Source organism: Pseudomonas sp. BJa5 (assembly GCF_030272875.2).
Taxonomy (GTDB): Bacteria; Pseudomonadota; Gammaproteobacteria; order Pseudomonadales; family Pseudomonadaceae; genus Aquipseudomonas.
This window is the reverse complement of the sequence record NZ_JALRNG020000003.1, coordinates 24,930-43,118: the sequence shown is the minus strand read 5'-3', so window position 1 is coordinate 43,118 and position 18,189 is coordinate 24,930. Positions and strand designations below refer to the sequence as shown.

The 18,189-nt window shown below is 63.2% G+C and carries 13 protein-coding genes; 9 read left to right on the top strand and 4 right to left on the bottom strand.

All coding sequences use genetic code 11. The features are described 5' to 3' along the window. Positions 1-39: 39 nt before the first annotated feature. Both M2D63_RS02430 and M2D63_RS02425 read left to right on the top strand, forming a co-directional pair. On the top strand, positions 40-2,496 hold the full coding sequence (locus M2D63_RS02430; protein WP_285861191.1) for an EAL domain-containing protein: 2,457 nt from the start codon (positions 40-42) through the stop codon (positions 2,494-2,496). 71 nt (positions 2,497-2,567) lie between these two features. Continuing rightward, positions 2,568-3,320, top strand: a complete 753-nt coding sequence (locus M2D63_RS02425) for a TenA family transcriptional regulator (RefSeq protein WP_405308982.1) — start codon at positions 2,568-2,570, stop codon at positions 3,318-3,320. Here M2D63_RS02425 and M2D63_RS02420 read toward each other — a convergent pair whose 3' ends face one another. The 4 genes from M2D63_RS02420 to M2D63_RS02405 all read right to left on the bottom strand — a co-directional run bounded on the left by M2D63_RS02420 (position 3,321) and on the right by M2D63_RS02405 (position 6,919). Continuing rightward, the gene (locus M2D63_RS02420; protein WP_285861189.1) at positions 3,321-4,061 is read right to left on the bottom strand and encodes a YciK family oxidoreductase; all 741 of its coding nucleotides are present in this window, start codon (positions 4,059-4,061) and stop codon (positions 3,321-3,323) included. Positions 4,062-4,152: 91 nt separating this feature from the next. Next, on the bottom strand, positions 4,153-4,824 hold the full coding sequence (gene mupP, locus M2D63_RS02415; protein WP_285861188.1) for an N-acetylmuramic acid 6-phosphate phosphatase MupP: 672 nt from the start codon (positions 4,822-4,824) through the stop codon (positions 4,153-4,155). A gap of 2 nt (positions 4,825-4,826) precedes the next feature. Next, a complete protein-coding gene (gene ubiG, locus M2D63_RS02410) occupies positions 4,827-5,525 on the bottom strand; it encodes a bifunctional 2-polyprenyl-6-hydroxyphenol methylase/3-demethylubiquinol 3-O-methyltransferase UbiG (protein ID WP_285861187.1) in 699 nt (232 codons plus the stop codon). A gap of 62 nt (positions 5,526-5,587) precedes the next feature. Beyond that, a complete protein-coding gene (locus M2D63_RS02405; protein WP_285861186.1) occupies positions 5,588-6,919 on the bottom strand; it encodes a TRZ/ATZ family hydrolase in 1,332 nt (443 codons plus the stop codon). A gap of 109 nt (positions 6,920-7,028) precedes the next feature. Between M2D63_RS02405 and mtnA the strand changes: the two genes are divergently transcribed. From mtnA to rpsA, 7 genes are all read left to right on the top strand, one after another. Then, a complete protein-coding gene (gene mtnA, locus M2D63_RS02400; protein WP_285861185.1) occupies positions 7,029-8,105 on the top strand; it encodes an S-methyl-5-thioribose-1-phosphate isomerase in 1,077 nt (358 codons plus the stop codon). A gap of 279 nt (positions 8,106-8,384) precedes the next feature. Next, positions 8,385-11,015, top strand: a complete 2,631-nt coding sequence (gene gyrA, locus M2D63_RS02395; RefSeq protein WP_285861184.1) for a DNA gyrase subunit A — start codon at positions 8,385-8,387, stop codon at positions 11,013-11,015. A gap of 94 nt (positions 11,016-11,109) precedes the next feature. Then, entirely contained in the window at positions 11,110-12,195 is a 1,086-nt protein-coding gene (serC, locus tag M2D63_RS02390; RefSeq protein WP_285861183.1) for a 3-phosphoserine/phosphohydroxythreonine transaminase, read from the top strand. Beyond that, the gene (pheA, locus tag M2D63_RS02385; RefSeq protein ID WP_285861182.1) at positions 12,195-13,289 is read left to right on the top strand and encodes a prephenate dehydratase; all 1,095 of its coding nucleotides are present in this window, start codon (positions 12,195-12,197) and stop codon (positions 13,287-13,289) included. The genes serC and pheA overlap by 1 nt, the downstream gene beginning before the upstream one ends. Positions 13,290-13,366: 77 nt before the next feature. Further along, positions 13,367-15,574 carry a bifunctional prephenate dehydrogenase/3-phosphoshikimate 1-carboxyvinyltransferase gene (locus M2D63_RS02380; RefSeq protein ID WP_285861321.1) on the top strand — a complete coding sequence of 736 codons (2,208 nt, stop codon included), beginning with the start codon at positions 13,367-13,369 and terminating at the stop codon, positions 15,572-15,574. After that, positions 15,571-16,257, top strand: a complete 687-nt coding sequence (gene cmk, locus M2D63_RS02375; RefSeq protein ID WP_285861181.1) for a (d)CMP kinase — start codon at positions 15,571-15,573, stop codon at positions 16,255-16,257. Before M2D63_RS02380 ends, cmk begins: the two co-directional genes overlap by 4 nt. Before the next feature lie 124 nt (positions 16,258-16,381). Continuing rightward, positions 16,382-18,058, top strand: coding sequence for a 30S ribosomal protein S1 (rpsA, locus tag M2D63_RS02370; RefSeq protein ID WP_045180061.1), 1,677 nt, complete (start codon positions 16,382-16,384; stop codon positions 18,056-18,058). Positions 18,059-18,189 lie beyond the last annotated feature (131 nt).

The window sequence follows — 18,189 nt, the reverse complement described above, 5'->3', positions numbered from 1 at the left end:
AATACTGAGATTCATCCGGCTCTGTGTGCAAGGGACCTCATGAACCGAAAACGGACTCTCGAAGCGCCGAAGTTGTTGGGCATCATCTGGCCCTTTGTCGCGGTCGTGCTGTTCCAGGCAATGCTGGGGAGCATCAGCCTGTACGCCTTGTCGGCGGTGCGTGGCTATGTGGCGGGGGAAAGCCTCTGGTCCAAGGGGCAGAAGGACGCGATCTACTACCTCAACCTGTATGCCGACAGCCGCGACGAAGCCACCTTCCAGAAGTACCGCAATGCCATTGCCGTGCCCCAGGGCGGGCATGACCTGCGCGTTGCCCTGGACCTGCCGACGCCGGACCTGGACGCCGCGCGCCGTGGCATTCTCCAGGGCGGCAATCATCCGGACGACGTCTCCAGCCTGATCTGGTTGTACCTCAACTTTCACCAGGTCAGTTACCTGGAAAAGGCCATTGATCTGTGGGCAGTGGGGGACGGCTTTCTCAGCCAGCTCAACGAAGTGGCCCAACAGATGCACCAGGGCTTCGCCTCGGGCAAGGCCGATCGCCATGCGGTAGCCGAATGGAAGGCGCGCATCGCCGCCATCAACGATGAAGTGACCCCGGCCGCCCGGGCCTTCAGCGACGCCCTGGGCGAAGGCTCGCGCATGCTGCTGCGGGTGCTGCTGGTGACCAACCTGGCGACCGCCTTGTTCCTGATCGCCCTGGCGTGGTTGCGTTCCAGCAAGTTGCTGACCCAGCGTCAGGCCTTTGCCAATGCCTTGCAGGTCGAGAAGGAGCGGGCGCAAATCACCCTCGAATCCATTGGCGACGGTGTGATCACCACTGACGTCGAAGGCTGTATCACCTACATGAACCCGGCCGCCGAGCAACTGACCCACTGGCATGCCGCCCAGGCCCAGGGCCTGCCGCTGGCGGCGCTGTTCAGCTTGCTCGACGACAACGCCGAGAAAGACAGCCTGACCCTGGTCGAGCACATCCTAAGTGGCACCCTGCAGAGCGGTAGCGACCACGCCAAGCTGATCCAGCGCCTGGACGGCAGCACCGTGTCGGTCACCCTGGTCGGGGCGCCGATCATGGCCGAAGGGCGAATCAGCGGTATCGTCCTGGTGCTGCACGACATGACCCAGGAGCGCCAGTACATTGCCAATTTGTCTTGGCAGGCGACCCATGATGCCCTGACCGGGCTGGCCAACCGCCGCGAATTCGAATACCGCCTGGAGCAGGCCCTGAACGGCCTGGCGCGCAAACCGGCGCGTCATGCGCTGATGTTCCTCGACCTGGATCAGTTCAAGCTGGTCAACGACACCTGCGGGCATGCCGCCGGTGACGAGTTGCTGCGGCACATCTGCGCGGTGTTGCAGGCCGGGCTGCGCGAGGGCGACACCCTGGCCCGGCTGGGCGGCGACGAGTTCGGCATATTGCTCGAGAACTGCCCGCAGGAGCAGGCCGAGCGCATCGCCGAGGGGCTGCGCCAGGCCGTGCAGAGCCTGCATTTCGTCTGGAAGGGGCGGCCGTTCATGACCACGGTGAGTGTCGGCCTGGTGCATGTGGCCCAGGCGCCTGTGACCCTGGAAGCCTCCCTGCGGGCGGCCGACATGGCCTGCTACATGGCCAAGGAAAAGGGCCGCAACCGGGTCCAGGTGTACCATGCCGACGACAGCGAACTGTCCATGCGTTTCGGCGAAATGGCCTGGATCCAGCGTCTGCATGTGGCCCTGGAAGAGAACCGTTTCTGCCTCTATGCCCAGGAGATCGCGGCCCTGAAGCCGGATGACAGTGGCGGGCACATCGAGATCCTCTTGCGCCTGCACGATGAAAGCGGGCGGATCATCCTGCCCGACAGCTTCATTCCGGCTGCCGAACGCTACGGCCTGATGACTGCCCTGGACCGTTGGGTGGTGCGCAGTGTCTTCAAGGTCATCCGCCAATGCCTGAACGAGCGGCGCGACGGCCCCCTGGCCATGTGCGCGATCAACCTGTCGGGTAGCAGCATCGGCGATGACAAGTTCCTGGAGTACCTGCAGCGCCTGTTTGGCGAGTACGGCATTCCGCCGCACATGATTTGTTTCGAAATCACTGAAACCAGTGCCATTGCCAATCTGGGTAGCGCCATTCGCTTCATCAATGAGCTCAAGGGGCTGGGCTGTCGATTCTCCCTGGATGATTTCTGCGCCGGGATGTCGTCGTTCGCATATTTGAAACATTTACCTGTAGACTTCCTGAAGATCGACGGAAGTTTCGTCAAGGACATGCTCGATGACCCGGTCAACCGGGCCATGGTCGAGGTGATCAACCATATCGGTCATGTCATGGGCAAACGCACCATCGCCGAATTCGTCGAAACCCCGTTGATCGAACACGCATTACAAGAGATAGGCGTCGACTACGCCCAGGGTTACCTGATCGAGCGACCGCAGGTGTTCACCTGCGAAAGCCTGCAACGCCAACGGACTGCCACAAGGCCCTTGCTGTCCAGGGCACCCGGGACCTTTCGCTGAAGGTCTGCACGATAATCACAAGGAACAAGGAGCTGACAGTGATTGACGCGTTCATTCGTACCGGTCCATTGATGGACCCCACCAGTTACCCACTCTGGGCCCAACAACTGATCAAGGACTGCTTCGAAAGCAAGCGCCGGGTCGTTGAACATGAACTCTACCAACGCATGCGTGACGGGCGCCTGAGCGGCCGCACCATGCGCCAGTACCTGATCGGTGGCTGGCCGGTGGTCGAGCAGTTCTCCCTGTACATGGCCCAGAACCTGACCAAGACCCGCTACGCCCGCCATCCTGGGGAGGACATGGCGCGCCGCTGGCTGATGCGCAACATCCGCGTCGAGCTCAATCATGCCGATTACTGGCTGTATTGGAGCCAGGCCCATGGTGTCAGCCTGGAGGACCTGCAGGCCCAGGATGTGCCGACCGAACTCAATGGCCTGAGCGACTGGTGCTGGCATACCTGCGCGGCCGATTCGCTGGTGGTGGCCATTGCGGCGACCAACTATGCGATCGAAGGGGCAACGGGGGAGTGGTCGGCGCTGGTCTGTTCGACCGGTGTCTATGCCCAGGGCTTCCCCGAAGAGGGCCGCAAGCGCGCCATGAAGTGGCTGAAGATGCATGCCCAGTACGATGACGCCCATCCGTGGGAAGCATTGGAAATCGTCTGCACCCTGGCGGGCAACAATCCGTCCCAGGCCTTGCAGGCCGAGTTGCGTCGGGCCATCTGCAAGAGCTACGACTACATGTTCCTGTTCCTTGAGCGCTGCATGCAGCTGGAACAGCGTCAGCCCGCCCGTCTCCAGGCGGAGCTGGCCGAAGGCTGATTACTGGGCGTTGAACGCCTGGCCATTGACGCCGCTGCTGTCCGGGCCCATCAGGTACAGATAGACCGGCATGATCTGCTCGGGCAGCGGGTTGTTTTCCGGGTTCTCGCCCGGATAGGCCTGGGCGCGCATGCTGGTGCGGGTGGCGCCCGGGTTGATGCTGTTGGCACGTACCGGTGCCACGCCTTCCAGTTCGTCGGCGAGGGTCTGCATCAGGCCCTCGGTGGCGAACTTCGACACCCCGTAGGCACCCCAGTAGGCCCGGCCTTTGCGCCCGACGCTGCTGGAGGTGAAAATCACCGAAGCATCCTTGGACAGCTTGAGCAGTGGCAGCAGGGTGCTGGTCAGCATGAACATGGCGTTGACGTTGATCTGCATCACGCGCATGAAGTTGTCGCCCGACAGCTGCTCCAGCGGTGTGCGCGGACCGATGATCGAGGCGTTGTGCAGCAGGCCGTCGAGGTGGCCGAACTCGCCTTCGATCATGGCTGCCAGCTCGTCGTACTGGTGCGGCAGGGCGGTTTCCAGGTTGAATGGAATGACTGCAGGCTTGGGGTGGCCGGCGGCTTCGATCTCGTCGTAGACCTGGCTCAGGTTGCCTTCGGTCTTGCCCAGCAGCAACACGGTGGCGCCGTGGGCGGCGTAGGCCTTGGCGGCCGCTGCACCGATACCGCGACCGGCGCCGGTGACCAGGATGGTGCGGCCCTTGAGCAGGTCGGGGCGGGCGGAGTATTCGAACATGGGGTTGCCTCTTGCAAATGGGGTGGCTTTATCGCGGGGCAAGCCCGCTCCTACAGCTGTGTGTGGGAGCGGGCTTGCCCCGCGATCACGGTCAGCAGCCGCAAAGCGCGCTATCAAGCACCTTGCGCAGCTCCAGCGGATGATCGACCACCACATCCGCGCCCCAGTTGTTGGGGTTGTCATCGGGATGAATATAGCCGTAGCGCACCGCCGCCGTGCGGGTGCCGGCATCGCGGCCGGACTCGATGTCACGCAGGTCGTCACCGATGAACAGGACGCTGGCAGGGTCCAGGTCCAGGGTCTTGCAGGCGAGGATCAGTGGCTCGGGATCCGGCTTGCTGTTCTTCACGTGGTCCGGGCAGATCAGCAGGGCCGAGCGCTCGGCCAGGCCCAGTTGCTGCATGATCGGTTCGGCAAAGCGCACCGGCTTGTTGGTCACCACGCCCCACAGCAGGTTGGCTTTCTCGATGTCGGCCAGCAGTTCGGCCATGCCGTCGTAGAGCTTGCTGTGTACCGCGCAGCCTTGCTGGTAGCGCTCGAGGAACTCCAGGCGCAGGGCCTCGAACTCCGCCGCTTCGGGATCCAGGTCGAAGGTCGCCGAAACCATGGCCTTGGCGCCGCCGGATACCACGTCGCGGATGCGCTGGTCATCGATGGCCGGCAGGCCGCGGTCGGCCAGCATGGCCTGGCAGATGGCGATGAAATCCGGCGCCGTGTCGAGCAGGGTGCCGTCCATGTCGAAAAGTACCGCTCGCAAACGCATGCTCATTCCTCGCGCAGGGTCTGGATCATGTAGTTGACGTCAACGTCGTTGGCCAGCTTGTAGTGCTTGGTCAGCGGGTTGTAGGTCAGGCCGATGATGTCCTTGACGCAGAGGCCCGCTTCGCGGCTCCAGGCGCCCAGTTCCGAAGGGCGGATGAACTTCTTGAAGTCGTGGGTGCCGCGCGGCAGCAACTTCATGATGTATTCGGCGCCGATGATGGCGAACAGGTAGGCCTTGGGGTTGCGGTTGATGGTCGAGAAGAACACCTGGCCGCCGGGCTTGACCATACGGAAGCACGCGCGGATCACCGAGGACGGGTCGGGCACGTGTTCAAGCATCTCAAGGCAAGTGACCACATCGAACTGCTCGGGCATTTCCTCGGCCAGGGCTTCGGCGGTGATCTGCCGGTACTCGACCTCAACTCCGGACTCCAGTTGATGCAGCTGGGCCACCGCCAGCGGTGCTTCGCCCATGTCGATGCCGGTCACGGTGGCGCCGCGCAGGGCCATGGCTTCGCTGAGAATGCCGCCGCCGCAGCCGACGTCCAGGACCTTCTTGCCGGCCAGCTTGACCCGCTCGTCGATCCAGTTGACCCGCAGCGGGTTGATGTCGTGCAGCGGCTTGAACTCGCTCTCGCGGTCCCACCAGCGGTGGGCCAGGGCTTCGAACTTGGCGATTTCGGCGTGGTCGACGTTGCTCATGGAACAGTCCTCTGAAACTCTGATAAAGGTGTCACGGGCCGGCAGCTGTGGCTGCCAGCCGGTCATTCGTTGCGTTCACCGATCCGCTGGCCCCAGGCGCAGGCCGTGGCCTGCAGGGCCTGTTCGTCCAGGCGGGTCAGGCGACGCTCGTCAAGCAGTTGCTTGCCGGCAACCCAGACATGCTTCACGCAGTCACGGCTGCTGGCGTAGATCAGTTGTGAAACCGGATCGTAGATCGGCTGCTGGGCCAGGCCCGACAGGTCGAAGGCGACCAGGTCGGCGGCCTTGCCCAGCTCCAGCGAACCGGTCACGGTGTCCAGGCCCAGGGCCCGAGCGCCATTGAGCGTTGCCATGCGCAGCGCCCGGTGGGCATCCAGGGCGGCAGCCGAGCCGGCCACGGCCTTGGCCAGCAGGGCGGCGGTACGGGTTTCGCCGAGCAGGTCGAGGTCGTTGTTGCTGGCTGCGCCATCGGTGCCCACGGCCACGTTGACGCCGGCCTGCCACAGGCGCTCGACCGGGCAGAAGCCGCTGGCGAGCTTGAGGTTGGATTCCGGGCAGTGCACCACGCTGGTGTTGCTTTCTACCAGCAGGGCCAGGTCGTCGTCGCTGACCTGGGTCATGTGCACCGCCTGCAGCCGTGGCCCCAGCAGGCCCAGGCGGGCGAGGCGGGCCAGCGGGCGCTCGCCGCGGGTGGCCAGGGACTGCTCGACCTCGAAGGCGGTTTCGTGGATGTGCATGTGGATCGGCGCATCCAGTTCCTCGGCGATCACCCGGATCTTCTCCAGGTTCTCGTCGCTGACCGTGTACGGCGCATGCGGGCCCATCGCCACGGTGATACGGGGGTGATAGCGCAGGTCGCCGAACAGCTCCACGGCCAGGTGCAGGGCTTCATCGGTGCTGCGTGCGCCGGGAATGGGGAAATCCAGCAGCGGCACGGCGATCTGCGCGCGGATGCCGCTGTTGTGCACCCGCTCGCTGGCGATCCGCGGATAGAAGTACATGTCGGCAAAGCAGGTGACGCCGCCCTTGATCTGCTCGGCGATCGCCAGGTCGGTGCCGTCCCGGACGAAGTCCTCATCCACCCAGCGGCCTTCGGCCGGCCAGATGTGCTCCTCGAGCCAGGTCATCAGCGGCAAGTCGTCGGCCAGGCCACGGAACAGGGTCATGGCCGCATGGCCGTGGGCGTTGACCAGCCCCGGCGCGAGCAGGCAGCCCGGCAGTTCGCGGGTTTCGGCTGGGGCCAGGCGGGCGGCCTGTTCGCGCGGGCCGATAAAAACGATTTGCCCGTCGCGAATGCCCAGTCCATGCTCCTTCAATACCACCCCGGCAGGTTCGACAGGCACCAGCCAGGTCGGCAGGAGCAGCAGGTCGAGCGGTGTAGCGGGTTTGGGCATGGCAGGGTTTCCCTGGGTCGCATGGGCTGAGGGCGAAGTATACCCGAGCGTCCGCGCCAGGGGCTCGCTATAATCGCCCGCTTTTGATGTCCGACTGATGGGGTGAGGCATGCGCGATCAATTAATGGCGGCAGAGAAGGTGACGGCCATCGATTGGCGCGATGGCGTCCTGTACCTGCTCGACCAGCGCATGCTGCCGTTCGAGCAGACCTGGCTGCCTTGCAGCGATGCCGCGGCCGTTGCCGGGGCGATCCGATCCATGGTGGTGCGCGGCGCGCCGGCCATCGGCATCAGTGCCGCCTACGGCCTGGCCATGGCGGTGCGCCAGCGCCTGGCGCAAGGCGATGACTGGGAGCAGGCGCTGGAAGAAGACTTCGAGCTGCTGGGCGAGGCGCGGCCGACTGCCGCCAACCTGTTCTGGGCGCTCAATCGCATGCGCGAACGCCTGTTGCGGATAAAGGAAGGCGAGGATGTGGCGGCGATCATGGCCGCTGAAGCCATCGCCATCCACGACAGCGACCGCGAAGCCAACCTGACCATGGCCCAACTCGGCGTCGACCTGATCCGCAAGCACCAGGGCAGCGAGCAGGCCCTGCTGACCCACTGCAATACCGGCGCCCTGGCCACCGGCGGCTTCGGCACCGCGCTGGGGGTGATCCGGGCGGCCTATCTGGAAGGGATGGTCGAGCGCGTCCATGTCAACGAAACCCGCCCCTGGCTGCAAGGTTCGCGGCTGACCGCCTGGGAGCTGGCCGGCGAGGGCATCCCGGTGACCGTCCATGCCGACTCTGCCGCTGCGCACCTGATGAAAACCAAGGGCATCACCTGGGTCATCGTCGGCGCCGACCGCATCACCGCCAATGGCGATGTGGTCAACAAGATCGGCACCTACCAGCTGGCGGTCACCGCCATGCACCATGGCGTGCGTTTCATGGTGGTAGCGCCCAGTTCCAGCATCGACATGAACCTGGAAAGCGGCGAGGACGTCTACCTTGAGGAGCGCGGCGGCGCCGAGCTGCTGGAAGTGGAGGGCCGGCACCTCGGTGCCGGCGTGGAGGCCTTCAATCCGGTCTTTGACGTGACTCCGGCGGACCTTGTCGATGTGATCGTGACCGAGAAGGGTATTGTCGAGCGCCCCGACGCGGTCAAGATGGCACAACTGATGTGCCGCAAGCGTTTGCATTGAGGGCTTGCCCGGCGCTGGCGGCCTGTTGTGGCGGCTGTCGCACGTTGCAGACGAGCAGTAGGGTAGTAGTGCCGCAGCCTACTCCCACCGTCTAGGCGATTGTGGTAACATCCGACGGTTTCCAAGGCAGCCCTGCGGGGTTGTCTTTACTGCGCAGATCCATGGCTTAACTCGTTGATTTGTCGTAAGTCGTTGCAAGGAGTCACTTTGCGGCGACGAGCTTCGTTCGTCCCATATGGATGTGACGAGGTTTCACCAGAAAAAGGAATCAGGCTTCTCATGGGCGAACTGGCCAAAGAAATCCTCCCGGTCAATATCGAAGACGAACTGAGACAGTCCTACCTCGACTACGCGATGAGCGTCATTGTCGGGCGTGCGCTGCCCGATGCGCGTGATGGCTTGAAGCCCGTGCATCGCCGTGTTCTCTATGCGATGAGCGAACTGGGCAACGACTGGAACAAACCGTACAAGAAATCCGCCCGTGTGGTCGGTGACGTGATCGGTAAGTACCACCCCCACGGTGATACCGCGGTCTACGACACCATCGTGCGCATGGCGCAGCCGTTCTCGCTGCGCTACCTGCTGGTCGACGGTCAGGGCAACTTCGGTTCGGTGGACGGCGACAACGCCGCGGCCATGCGATACACCGAAGTGCGCATGACCAAGCTGGCCCATGAGCTGCTGGCCGACCTGCACAAGGAAACCGTCGACTGGGTGCCCAACTACGACGGCACCGAGCAGATCCCGGCGGTCATGCCGACCAAGATCCCCAACCTGCTGGTCAACGGTTCCAGCGGTATTGCCGTGGGCATGGCAACCAACATCCCGCCGCACAACCTCGGTGAAGTCATCGACGGTTGCCTGGCACTGATCGACAACGCCGAGATCACGGTCGATGAACTGATGCAGTTCATCCCGGGCCCGGACTTCCCGACCGCAGCCATCATCAACGGTCGCCAGGGCATCATCGAGGCCTACCGCACCGGCCGTGGCCGCATCTACATGCGCGCCCGCTCCACCGTCGAAGACATCGACAAGGTCGGTGGCCGCCAGCAGATCGTCGTCACCGAGCTGCCGTACCAGCTGAACAAGGCGCGGCTGATCGAGAAGATCGCCGAGCTGGTCAAGGAAAAGAAACTCGAAGGCATCACCGAGCTGCGCGACGAGTCCGACAAGGACGGCATGCGCATCGTCATCGAGCTGCGCCGTGGCGAGGTGCCTGAGGTCATCCTCAACAACCTCTACGCCCAGACCCAGCTGCAGAGCGTGTTCGGCATCAACATCGTGGCGCTGATCGACGGCCGTCCGCGGGTGCTGAACCTCAAGGACCTGCTCGAAGCCTTCGTCCGTCACCGCCGTGAAGTGGTGACCCGTCGTACCGTCTTCGAACTGCGCAAGGCCCGCGAGCGCGGCCATATCCTTGAAGGCCAGGCGGTTGCCCTGTCCAACATCGATCCGGTCATCGCCCTGATCAAGGCCTCGCCGACCCCGTCCGAGGCCAAGGAAGCACTGGTCAGCACGCCGTGGGAATCCAGCGCCGTGCAGGTGATGGTCGAGCGCGCCGGCGCCGACTCCTGCCGTCCGGAAAACCTCGACGAGCAATACGGCCTGCGCGACGGCAAGTACTTCCTGTCGCCGGAACAGGCCCAGGCCATCCTCGACCTGCGCCTGCACCGCCTGACCGGTCTCGAGCATGAAAAACTGCTGGCCGAGTACCAGGAGATCCTCAACCAGATCGGCGAGCTGATCCGCATCCTCAACAGTGCCGAGCGCCTGATGGAAGTGATCCGCGAAGAGCTGGAACTGATCCGCGCCGAATACGGCGACGTGCGCCGCACCGAAATCCTCGATGCGCGCCTGGACCTGACCCTGGGCGACATGATTCCGGAAGAAGACCGGGTCGTGACCATCTCCCACGGCGGCTACGCCAAGACCCAGCCGCTGGCGGCCTACCAGGCCCAGCGTCGTGGTGGCAAAGGCAAGTCGGCCACCGGCGTCAAGGACGAGGACTACATCTCGCACCTGCTGGTCGCCAACAGCCACACCACGCTGCTGCTGTTCTCCAGCAAGGGCAAGGTGTACTGGCTCAAGACCTACGAAATCCCCGAGGCCTCCCGTGCCGCGCGCGGTCGACCGCTGGTCAACCTGCTGCCGCTGGACGAGGGCGAGTACATTTCGACCATGCTGCCGGTCGAGGAATACACCGAAGGTCACTTCATCTTCATGGCTACCGCCAACGGCACCGTGAAGAAGACCCCGCTGGAATCCTTCAGCCGCCAGCGCAGCGTCGGCCTGATCGCCCTGGAGCTGGACGAAGGCGACGTGCTGATTTCCGCGGCCATCACCGATGGCGAGCGTGAGGTCATGCTGTTCTCCGACGCCGGCAAGGTCACCCGCTTCAAGGAATCCGACGTCCGTGCCATGGGCCGTACCGCCCGCGGTGTGCGCGGCATGCGCCTGGGCGAAGGGCAGAAGCTGATCTCCATGATCATTCCGGAGGAGGGCAGCCAGATCCTCACCGCCTCCGAACGTGGTTACGGCAAGCGTACCGAAATCGGCGAGTTCCCAGAGTACAAGCGTGGCGGCCAGGGCGTTATCGCCATGGTCAGCAACGAGCGTAACGGTCGCCTGGTCGGTGCCGTGCAGGTGCAGGACGGCGAGGAGATCATGCTGATCTCCGACCAGGGCACCCTGGTCCGTACCCGCGTCGGCGAGGTCTCCAGCCTGGGTCGTAACACCCAGGGCGTGACCCTGATCAAGCTGGCCAATGACGAGACCCTGGTGGGTCTGGAGCGAGTCCAGGAGCCATCCGAAGAGGAAGGCGACGAGGAGTTCGTCGACGAAGCTGACGACGCTGTCGAGGCACCAGAGGCCCAGGCCGCTGGCGACGAAGAGGCGCCTCAGGAATAAACCTAGCAGTACCCTGGTGGGGGTGGTCGCGGCGGCGCAGTCCTTGCGCCGCGCGGCCTGCTCCACGGACATCATGAGCAGAGCGAGAGTGGATGTGAGCAAACGAGCCTTTAACTTCTGCGCAGGCCCTGCTGCGCTCCCTGAAGCTGTACTGCAGCGCGCCCAGGCCGAAATGCTGGATTGGCATGGCAAGGGCCTGTCCGTGATGGAAATGAGCCATCGTAGCGACGACTACGTGGCCATCGCCGAAAAGGCCGAACAGGACCTGCGCGACCTGTTGTCCGTTCCTGCCAACTACAAGGTGCTGTTCCTGCAGGGCGGTGCGAGCCAGCAGTTCGCCGAGATCCCCCTGAACCTGCTGCCCGAGAATGGCACTGCCGACTATATCGAGACCGGTATCTGGTCGAAGAAGGCCATCGAGGAAGCCCGTCGCTTCGGCAACATCAATGTCGCCGCCAGCGCCAAGCCTTACGACTACCTGTCGATCCCTGGCCAGAACGAATGGAAGCTGACTCCGGGCGCCGCCTATGTGCACTACGCCTCGAACGAGACCATCGGTGGCCTGCAGTTCGACTGGGTGCCACAGACCGGTGACGCACCGCTGGTGGTCGACATGTCCTCGGACATCCTCTCGCGCCCGATCGACGTCTCCGACTTCGGCATGATCTATGCCGGTGCGCAGAAGAACATCGGCCCGAGCGGCCTGGTGGTGGTGATCGTGCGTGAAGACCTGATCGGTCGCGCCCGCAGCAGCTGCCCGACCATGCTCGACTACAAGATCGCCGCCGACAACGGTTCGATGTACAACACCCCGGCTACCTATTCCTGGTACCTCTCGGGCCTGGTGTTCGAGTGGCTCAAGGAGCAGGGCGGCGTCGCGGCCATGGAGCAGCGCAACCGCGCCAAGAAAGACCGCCTGTACGGCTTCATCGACAGCAGCGACTTCTACACCAACCCGATCAGCGTCAACGCCCGTTCCTGGATGAACGTACCGTTCCGCCTGGCCGACGAGCGCCTGGACAAGGCCTTCCTGGCCGGTGCCGACGCCCGTGGCCTGCTCAACCTCAAGGGGCACCGTTCGGTCGGCGGCATGCGCGCCTCGATCTACAACGCCCTGGGCCTGGACGCCGTGGAAGCGCTGGTCGGCTACATGGCTGAATTCGAGAAGGAGCACGGCTGATGTCGGAGCAGGAACTCAAGGCGCTGCGGGTGCGCATTGACAGCCTCGACGAGAAGATCCTCGAGCTGATCAGTGACCGTGCTCGTTGCGCGCAGGAAGTGGCGCGGGTCAAGACTGCCACCCTGGCCGAAGGCGAGGCGCCGGTGTTCTACCGGCCCGAGCGCGAGGCGCAGGTGCTCAAGCGCGTCATGCAGCGCAACCAGGGGCCGCTGGGCAACGAAGAAATGGCGCGCTTGTTCCGCGAGATCATGTCGTCGTGCCTGGCCCTGGAGCAGCCGCTCAAGGTGGCCTACCTGGGCCCCGAGGGCACCTTCACCCAGGCCGCGGCGATGAAGCATTTCGGCCATGCGGTGATCAGCAAGCCGATGGCGGCCATCGATGAAGTGTTCCGCGAAGTGGCGGCCGGCGCCGTCAACTTCGGCGTGGTGCCGGTGGAAAACTCCACCGAGGGTGCGGTCAACCATACCCTCGACAGTTTCCTCGAGCACGACATGGTCATCTGTGGCGAAGTCGAGCTGCGTATCCACCACCACCTGCTGGTGGGCGAGAACACCAAGACCGACAGCATCACCCGTATCTACTCCCATGCCCAGTCCCTGGCCCAGTGCCGCAAGTGGCTGGACGCGCACTACCCGAATGTCGAGCGCGTGGCGGTATCGAGCAATGCCGAAGCCGCCAAGCGGGTCAAGGGCGAGTGGAACTCGGCGGCCATCGCCGGTGACATGGCGGCCAGCCTCTACGGCCTGACTCGCCTGGCCGAGAAGATCGAAGACCGTCCGGACAACTCCACGCGCTTCCTCATGATCGGCAACCAGGAAGTGCCGCCGACCGGCGACGACAAGACCTCGATCATTGTCTCCATGAGCAACAAGCCGGGCGCCTTGCACGAGCTGCTGGTGCCGTTCCACGAGAACGGCATCGACCTGACTCGTATCGAGACCCGTCCATCGCGCAGCGGCAAATGGACCTACGTGTTCTTCATCGACTTCATCGGTCACCACCGCGATCCGCTGATCAAGGCCGTGCTGGAGAAGATCAGCCAGGAAGCCGTGGCCCTCAAGGTATTGGGTTCCTATCCAAAAGCGGTACTCTGAGGCAATGAGTGGCGTACATGCAGTTTTGAACAGGGTCCAGCTCCGTGGGTGAAGTCGTGGTGAACAAGGTCGAGCCGATCATCGGCCGACTGGTGGTGGTCGGTCTCGGCCTGATTGGTGGCTCGTTCGCCAAGGGCCTGCGTGAAAGCGGCCTGTGTCGCGAGGTGGTCGGTGTCGACCTGGATCCGCAGTCGCGCAAGCTGGCGGTGGAACTGGGTGTGGTCGACCGCTGCGAGGAAGACCTGGCCGTCGCCTGTGTTGGTGCCGATGTCATCCAGCTGGCCGTGCCGATCCTGGCCATGGAGAAGCTCCTGGCCCGCCTGGCCCTGCTGGATCTGGGGCGTGCCGTGCTGACCGACGTCGGCAGTGCCAAGGGCAATGTGGTGCGTGCTGCGCGCCTGGCGTTCGCCGAGCGCCTGGCGTACTTCGTGCCGGGTCACCCGATCGCCGGCTCCGAGCAGAGCGGGGTGGAGGCTTCCAATGCCACGCTGTTCCGCCGCCATAAGGTGATCCTCACGCCGTTGGCGGAAACCGACCCGGCCGCCCTGGCCCTGGTCGACCGCCTGTGGCGTGCGCTGGAGGCCGATGTCGAGCACATGCAGGTCGAGCGCCATGACGAAGTCCTGGCGGCGACCAGCCACCTGCCGCACCTGCTGGCCTTTGGCCTGGTCGATTCATTGGCCAAGCGCAATGAAAACCTGGATATCTTCCGATACGCTGCCGGAGGTTTCCGCGATTTCACAAGAATCGCCGGAAGCGACCCGGTCATGTGGCACGACATTTTTCTCGCCAACCGCGAAGCTGTTCTGCGCACACTGGATACATTTCGCAGCGACCTCGACGCCTTGCGCGACGCGGTCGATGCAGGGGATGGGCATCAATTGCTGGGCGTCTTCACGCGCGCCCGGGTTGCCCGCGAGCATTTCAGTAAAATCCTGGCCCGCCGGGCCTATGTGGACGCTATGAACTCCAACGACCTGATTTTCCTGGCAAATCCTGGTGGCCAACTGTCTGGCCGGATTCGCGTACCAGGCGACAAATCGATTTCCCACCGCTCGATCATGCTCGGCTCCCTGGCTGAAGGCACCACCGAAGTCGAAGGCTTCCTCGAAGGTGAAGATGCCCTGGCGACCTTGCAGGCTTTCCGTGACATGGGTGTGGTCATCGAAGGCCCGCACCACGGTCGCGTGACCATCCACGGTGTTGGCCTGGGCGGCCTGAAGCCGCCGCCAGGCCCGATCTACCTGGGTAACTCCGGCACGTCCATGCGCCTGCTCTCGGGCCTTCTGGCCGCGCAGCCGTTCGATGTGACCATGACCGGCGATGCGTCGCTGTCCAAGCGTCCGATGAACCGTGTCGCCAACCCGCTGCGGGAAATGGGCGCGGTAATCGAGACCGGTCCCGAGGGCCGTCCGCCACTGACCATCCGTGGTGGCAACAAGCTCAAGGCGCTGACCTACACCCTGCCAATGGCCAGTGCCCAGGTGAAATCCTGCCTGCTGCTGGCCGGCCTCTACGCCGAAGGCAAGACCACCGTCACCGAACCTGCACCGACCCGCGATCACACCGAGCGCATGCTGCGCGGCTTCGGCTATGCGGTCGACAGCAACGGCCCGGTGGCCTCGCTGCAATCCGGTGGCAAACTGACCGCAACCCGTATCGAAGTGCCGGCCGACATCTCCTCGGCGGCGTTCTTCCTGGTGGCCGCCTCGATTGCCCAGGGTTCGGAGCTGGTGCTCGAGCACGTCGGCATCAACCCGACCCGTACCGGTGTCATCGATATCCTGCGCCTGATGGGTGGCGACATTACCCTGGAGAACCAGCGTGAAGTCGGCGGCGAGCCGGTAGCGGACCTGCGCGTGCGCGGGGCGAAGCTCAAGGGCATCGAGATCCCCGAGCACCTGGTGCCGCTGGCCATCGACGAGTTCCCGGTGCTGTTCGTCGCCGCGGCCTGCGCCGAAGGCCGTACCGTGCTGCGTGGTGCCGAAGAGCTGCGGGTCAAGGAATCCGACCGCATCCAGGTCATGGCCGACGGCCTGCTGACCCTGGGCGTCAAGTGTGAGCCGACCCCGGACGGCATCATCATCGACGGCGGCGAGATCGGCGGTGGCGAAGTCCATGGTCACGGTGACCACCGTATCGCCATGGCCTTCAGCGTCGCCTCGCTGCGGGCCACTGCGCCGATCCGCATCCATGATTGCGCCAACGTCGCCACCTCGTTCCCGAACTTCCTCGCCCTGTGCGCCGAAGTCGGCATCCGCGTTGCTGAAGAGGGCAAGTCGTGAGCCTGAATGCACCGGTCATTACCATTGACGGACCGAGCGGATCGGGCAAAGGCACCGTGGCCGGGATGCTGGCCCGCGAGCTGGGCTTCAAGCTGCTGGACTCGGGTGCCCTGTACCGTCTGCTGGCGTTCGCCGCGACCAATCACGGCGTCGACCTGACCAACGAAGAGCTGCTGGTCAAGCTGGCTGCGCACCTGGATGTGCAGTTCATCGCCGCCGAGCCCGGCAAGCTGCAGCAGATCATTCTAGAAGGCGAAGACGTCAGCAATGTGATCCGCACCGAGACCGTCGGTGCCGGCGCCTCCATGGTCGCTTCGCTGCCGGCGGTGCGCGATGCGCTGCTGCAACGCCAGCGCGCATTCCAGGAAGCACCGGGGCTGATCGCCGACGGTCGCGACATGGGCACTGTGGTGTTCCCCGATGCGCCGTTGAAGGTTTTCCTGACCGCCAGTGCCGAGGAACGTGCCCGTCGCCGTTACTTGCAGTTGAAGGCAAAGGGCGAAGATGTTAGTCTGTCAAGTCTGCTAGATGAGATCCGTGCGCGCGATGAGCGCGACACCCAGCGCGCAGTGGCCCCGCTCAAGCCGGCGGCCGATGCGATCCAGCTGGATTCCACGGAGCTGTCCATCGAGCAGGTGCTGGAACGCATCAGAAGCGAGATCGCCCTGCGCGACCTCGCCTGATGGAGAGGAGAGCGGGCAGGGGCACCAGTCAACGTCCTGCCAGCTTTTCTTTACTTAAACGAAACCCACATTGTCTGGAATGTGGCTATGGGCGTCTGTTTCGCCCGAATCTACAGGAATTAAAATGAGCGAAAGCTTTGCAGAACTCTTTGAAGAAAGCCTGAAAACCCTCAATCTTCAGCCGGGTGCAATCATCACCGGTATCGTTGTCGACATCGACGGCGACTGGGTTACCGTACACGCTGGCCTGAAGTCCGAGGGCGTCATCCCGCTCGAGCAGTTCTACAACGAAGCTGGCGAGCTGACCATCAAGGTCGGTGACGAAGTTCACGTTGCGCTGGACGCGGTCGAAGACGGCTTTGGCGAAACCAAACTGTCCCGTGAAAAAGCCAAGCGCGCCGAGTGCTGGATTGTTCTGGAAGCAGCTTTCGCCGCCGAAGAAGTGGTCAAGGGCGTTATCAACGGTAAGGTTAAAGGCGGCTTCACTGTCGACGTTAACGGTATCCGTGCGTTCCTGCCGGGCTCCCTGGTTGATGTCCGCCCAGTGCGCGACACCACCCACCTGGAAGGCAAAGAGCTGGAATTCAAGGTCATCAAGCTGGACCAGAAGCGCAACAACGTTGTCGTTTCCCGTCGCAGCGTCCTGGAAGCCGAAAACAGCGCCGAGCGCGAAGCTCTGCTGGAATCGCTGCAGGAAGGCCAGCAAGTCAAAGGTATCGTCAAGAACCTCACCGACTACGGCGCATTCGTTGACCTGGGCGGCGTTGATGGCCTGCTGCACATCACCGACATGGCCTGGAAGCGTATCAAGCACCCATCGGAAATCGTCAACGTTGGTGACGAGATCGATGTCAAGGTTCTGAAGTACGATCGCGAGCGCAACCGTGTTTCCCTGGGCCTGAAGCAACTGGGCGAAGACCCATGGGTTGCTATCAAGGCACGTTACCCAGAGAGCACCCGCGTCATGGCGCGCGTTACCAACCTGACCGACTACGGCTGCTTCGCTGAGCTGGAAGAAGGCGTTGAAGGTCTGGTACACGTTTCCGAAATGGACTGGACCAACAAGAACATCCACCCATCGAAAGTCGTACAAGTCGGCGACGAAGTGGAAGTCATGGTTCTGGACATCGACGAAGAGCGTCGTCGTATCTCCCTGGGCATCAAACAGTGCAAGTCGAACCCATGGGAAGACTTCTCTGGCCAGTTCAACAAGGGCGACAAGATCTCCGGCACCATCAAGTCGATCACCGATTTCGGTATCTTCATTGGTCTGGACGGCGGCATCGACGGTCTGGTTCACCTGTCCGACATCTCCTGGAACGAAGTAGGCGAAGAAGCTGTTCGTCGCTTCAAGAAGGGCGACGAGCTGGACACCGTGATCCTGTCCGTAGATCCAGAGCGTGAGCGCATCTCCCTGGGCATCAAGCAACTGGAAGACGATCCGTTCTCCAACTACGTTGCTGTCAACGACAAAGGCGCTATCGTCAAAGGTACCGTCAAGGAAGTTGACGCCAAGGGCGCTATCATCACCCTGGCCGACGACATCGAAGCCACTCTGAAAGCTTCCGAAATCAGCCGTGACCGCGTTGAAGACGCGCGTAACGTCCTGAAGGAAGGCGAAGAGATCGAAGCCAAGATCATCAGCGTTGACCGTAAGAGCCGCGTGATCAGCCTCTCCATCAAGTCGAAAGACGATGCTGAAGAGAAAGAAGCCATCCAGAGCCTGAAAGAAACCGCTCCGGAAGCTGCTGACACCACCATGGCCGCGCTGCTGCGTCAGGCAATGGCCAAACAGAACTAAGTTCTGCTTGGGTGTTGAAAAAGGGCGACTTCGGTCGCCCTTTTTTGTGCCTGACGTTTACCTTCGCTAGCCCATAGGTCGTGGCTGTAAGCCTTGATCCGGCTGGGCTCGGTGAAAACAGCTACAAATTG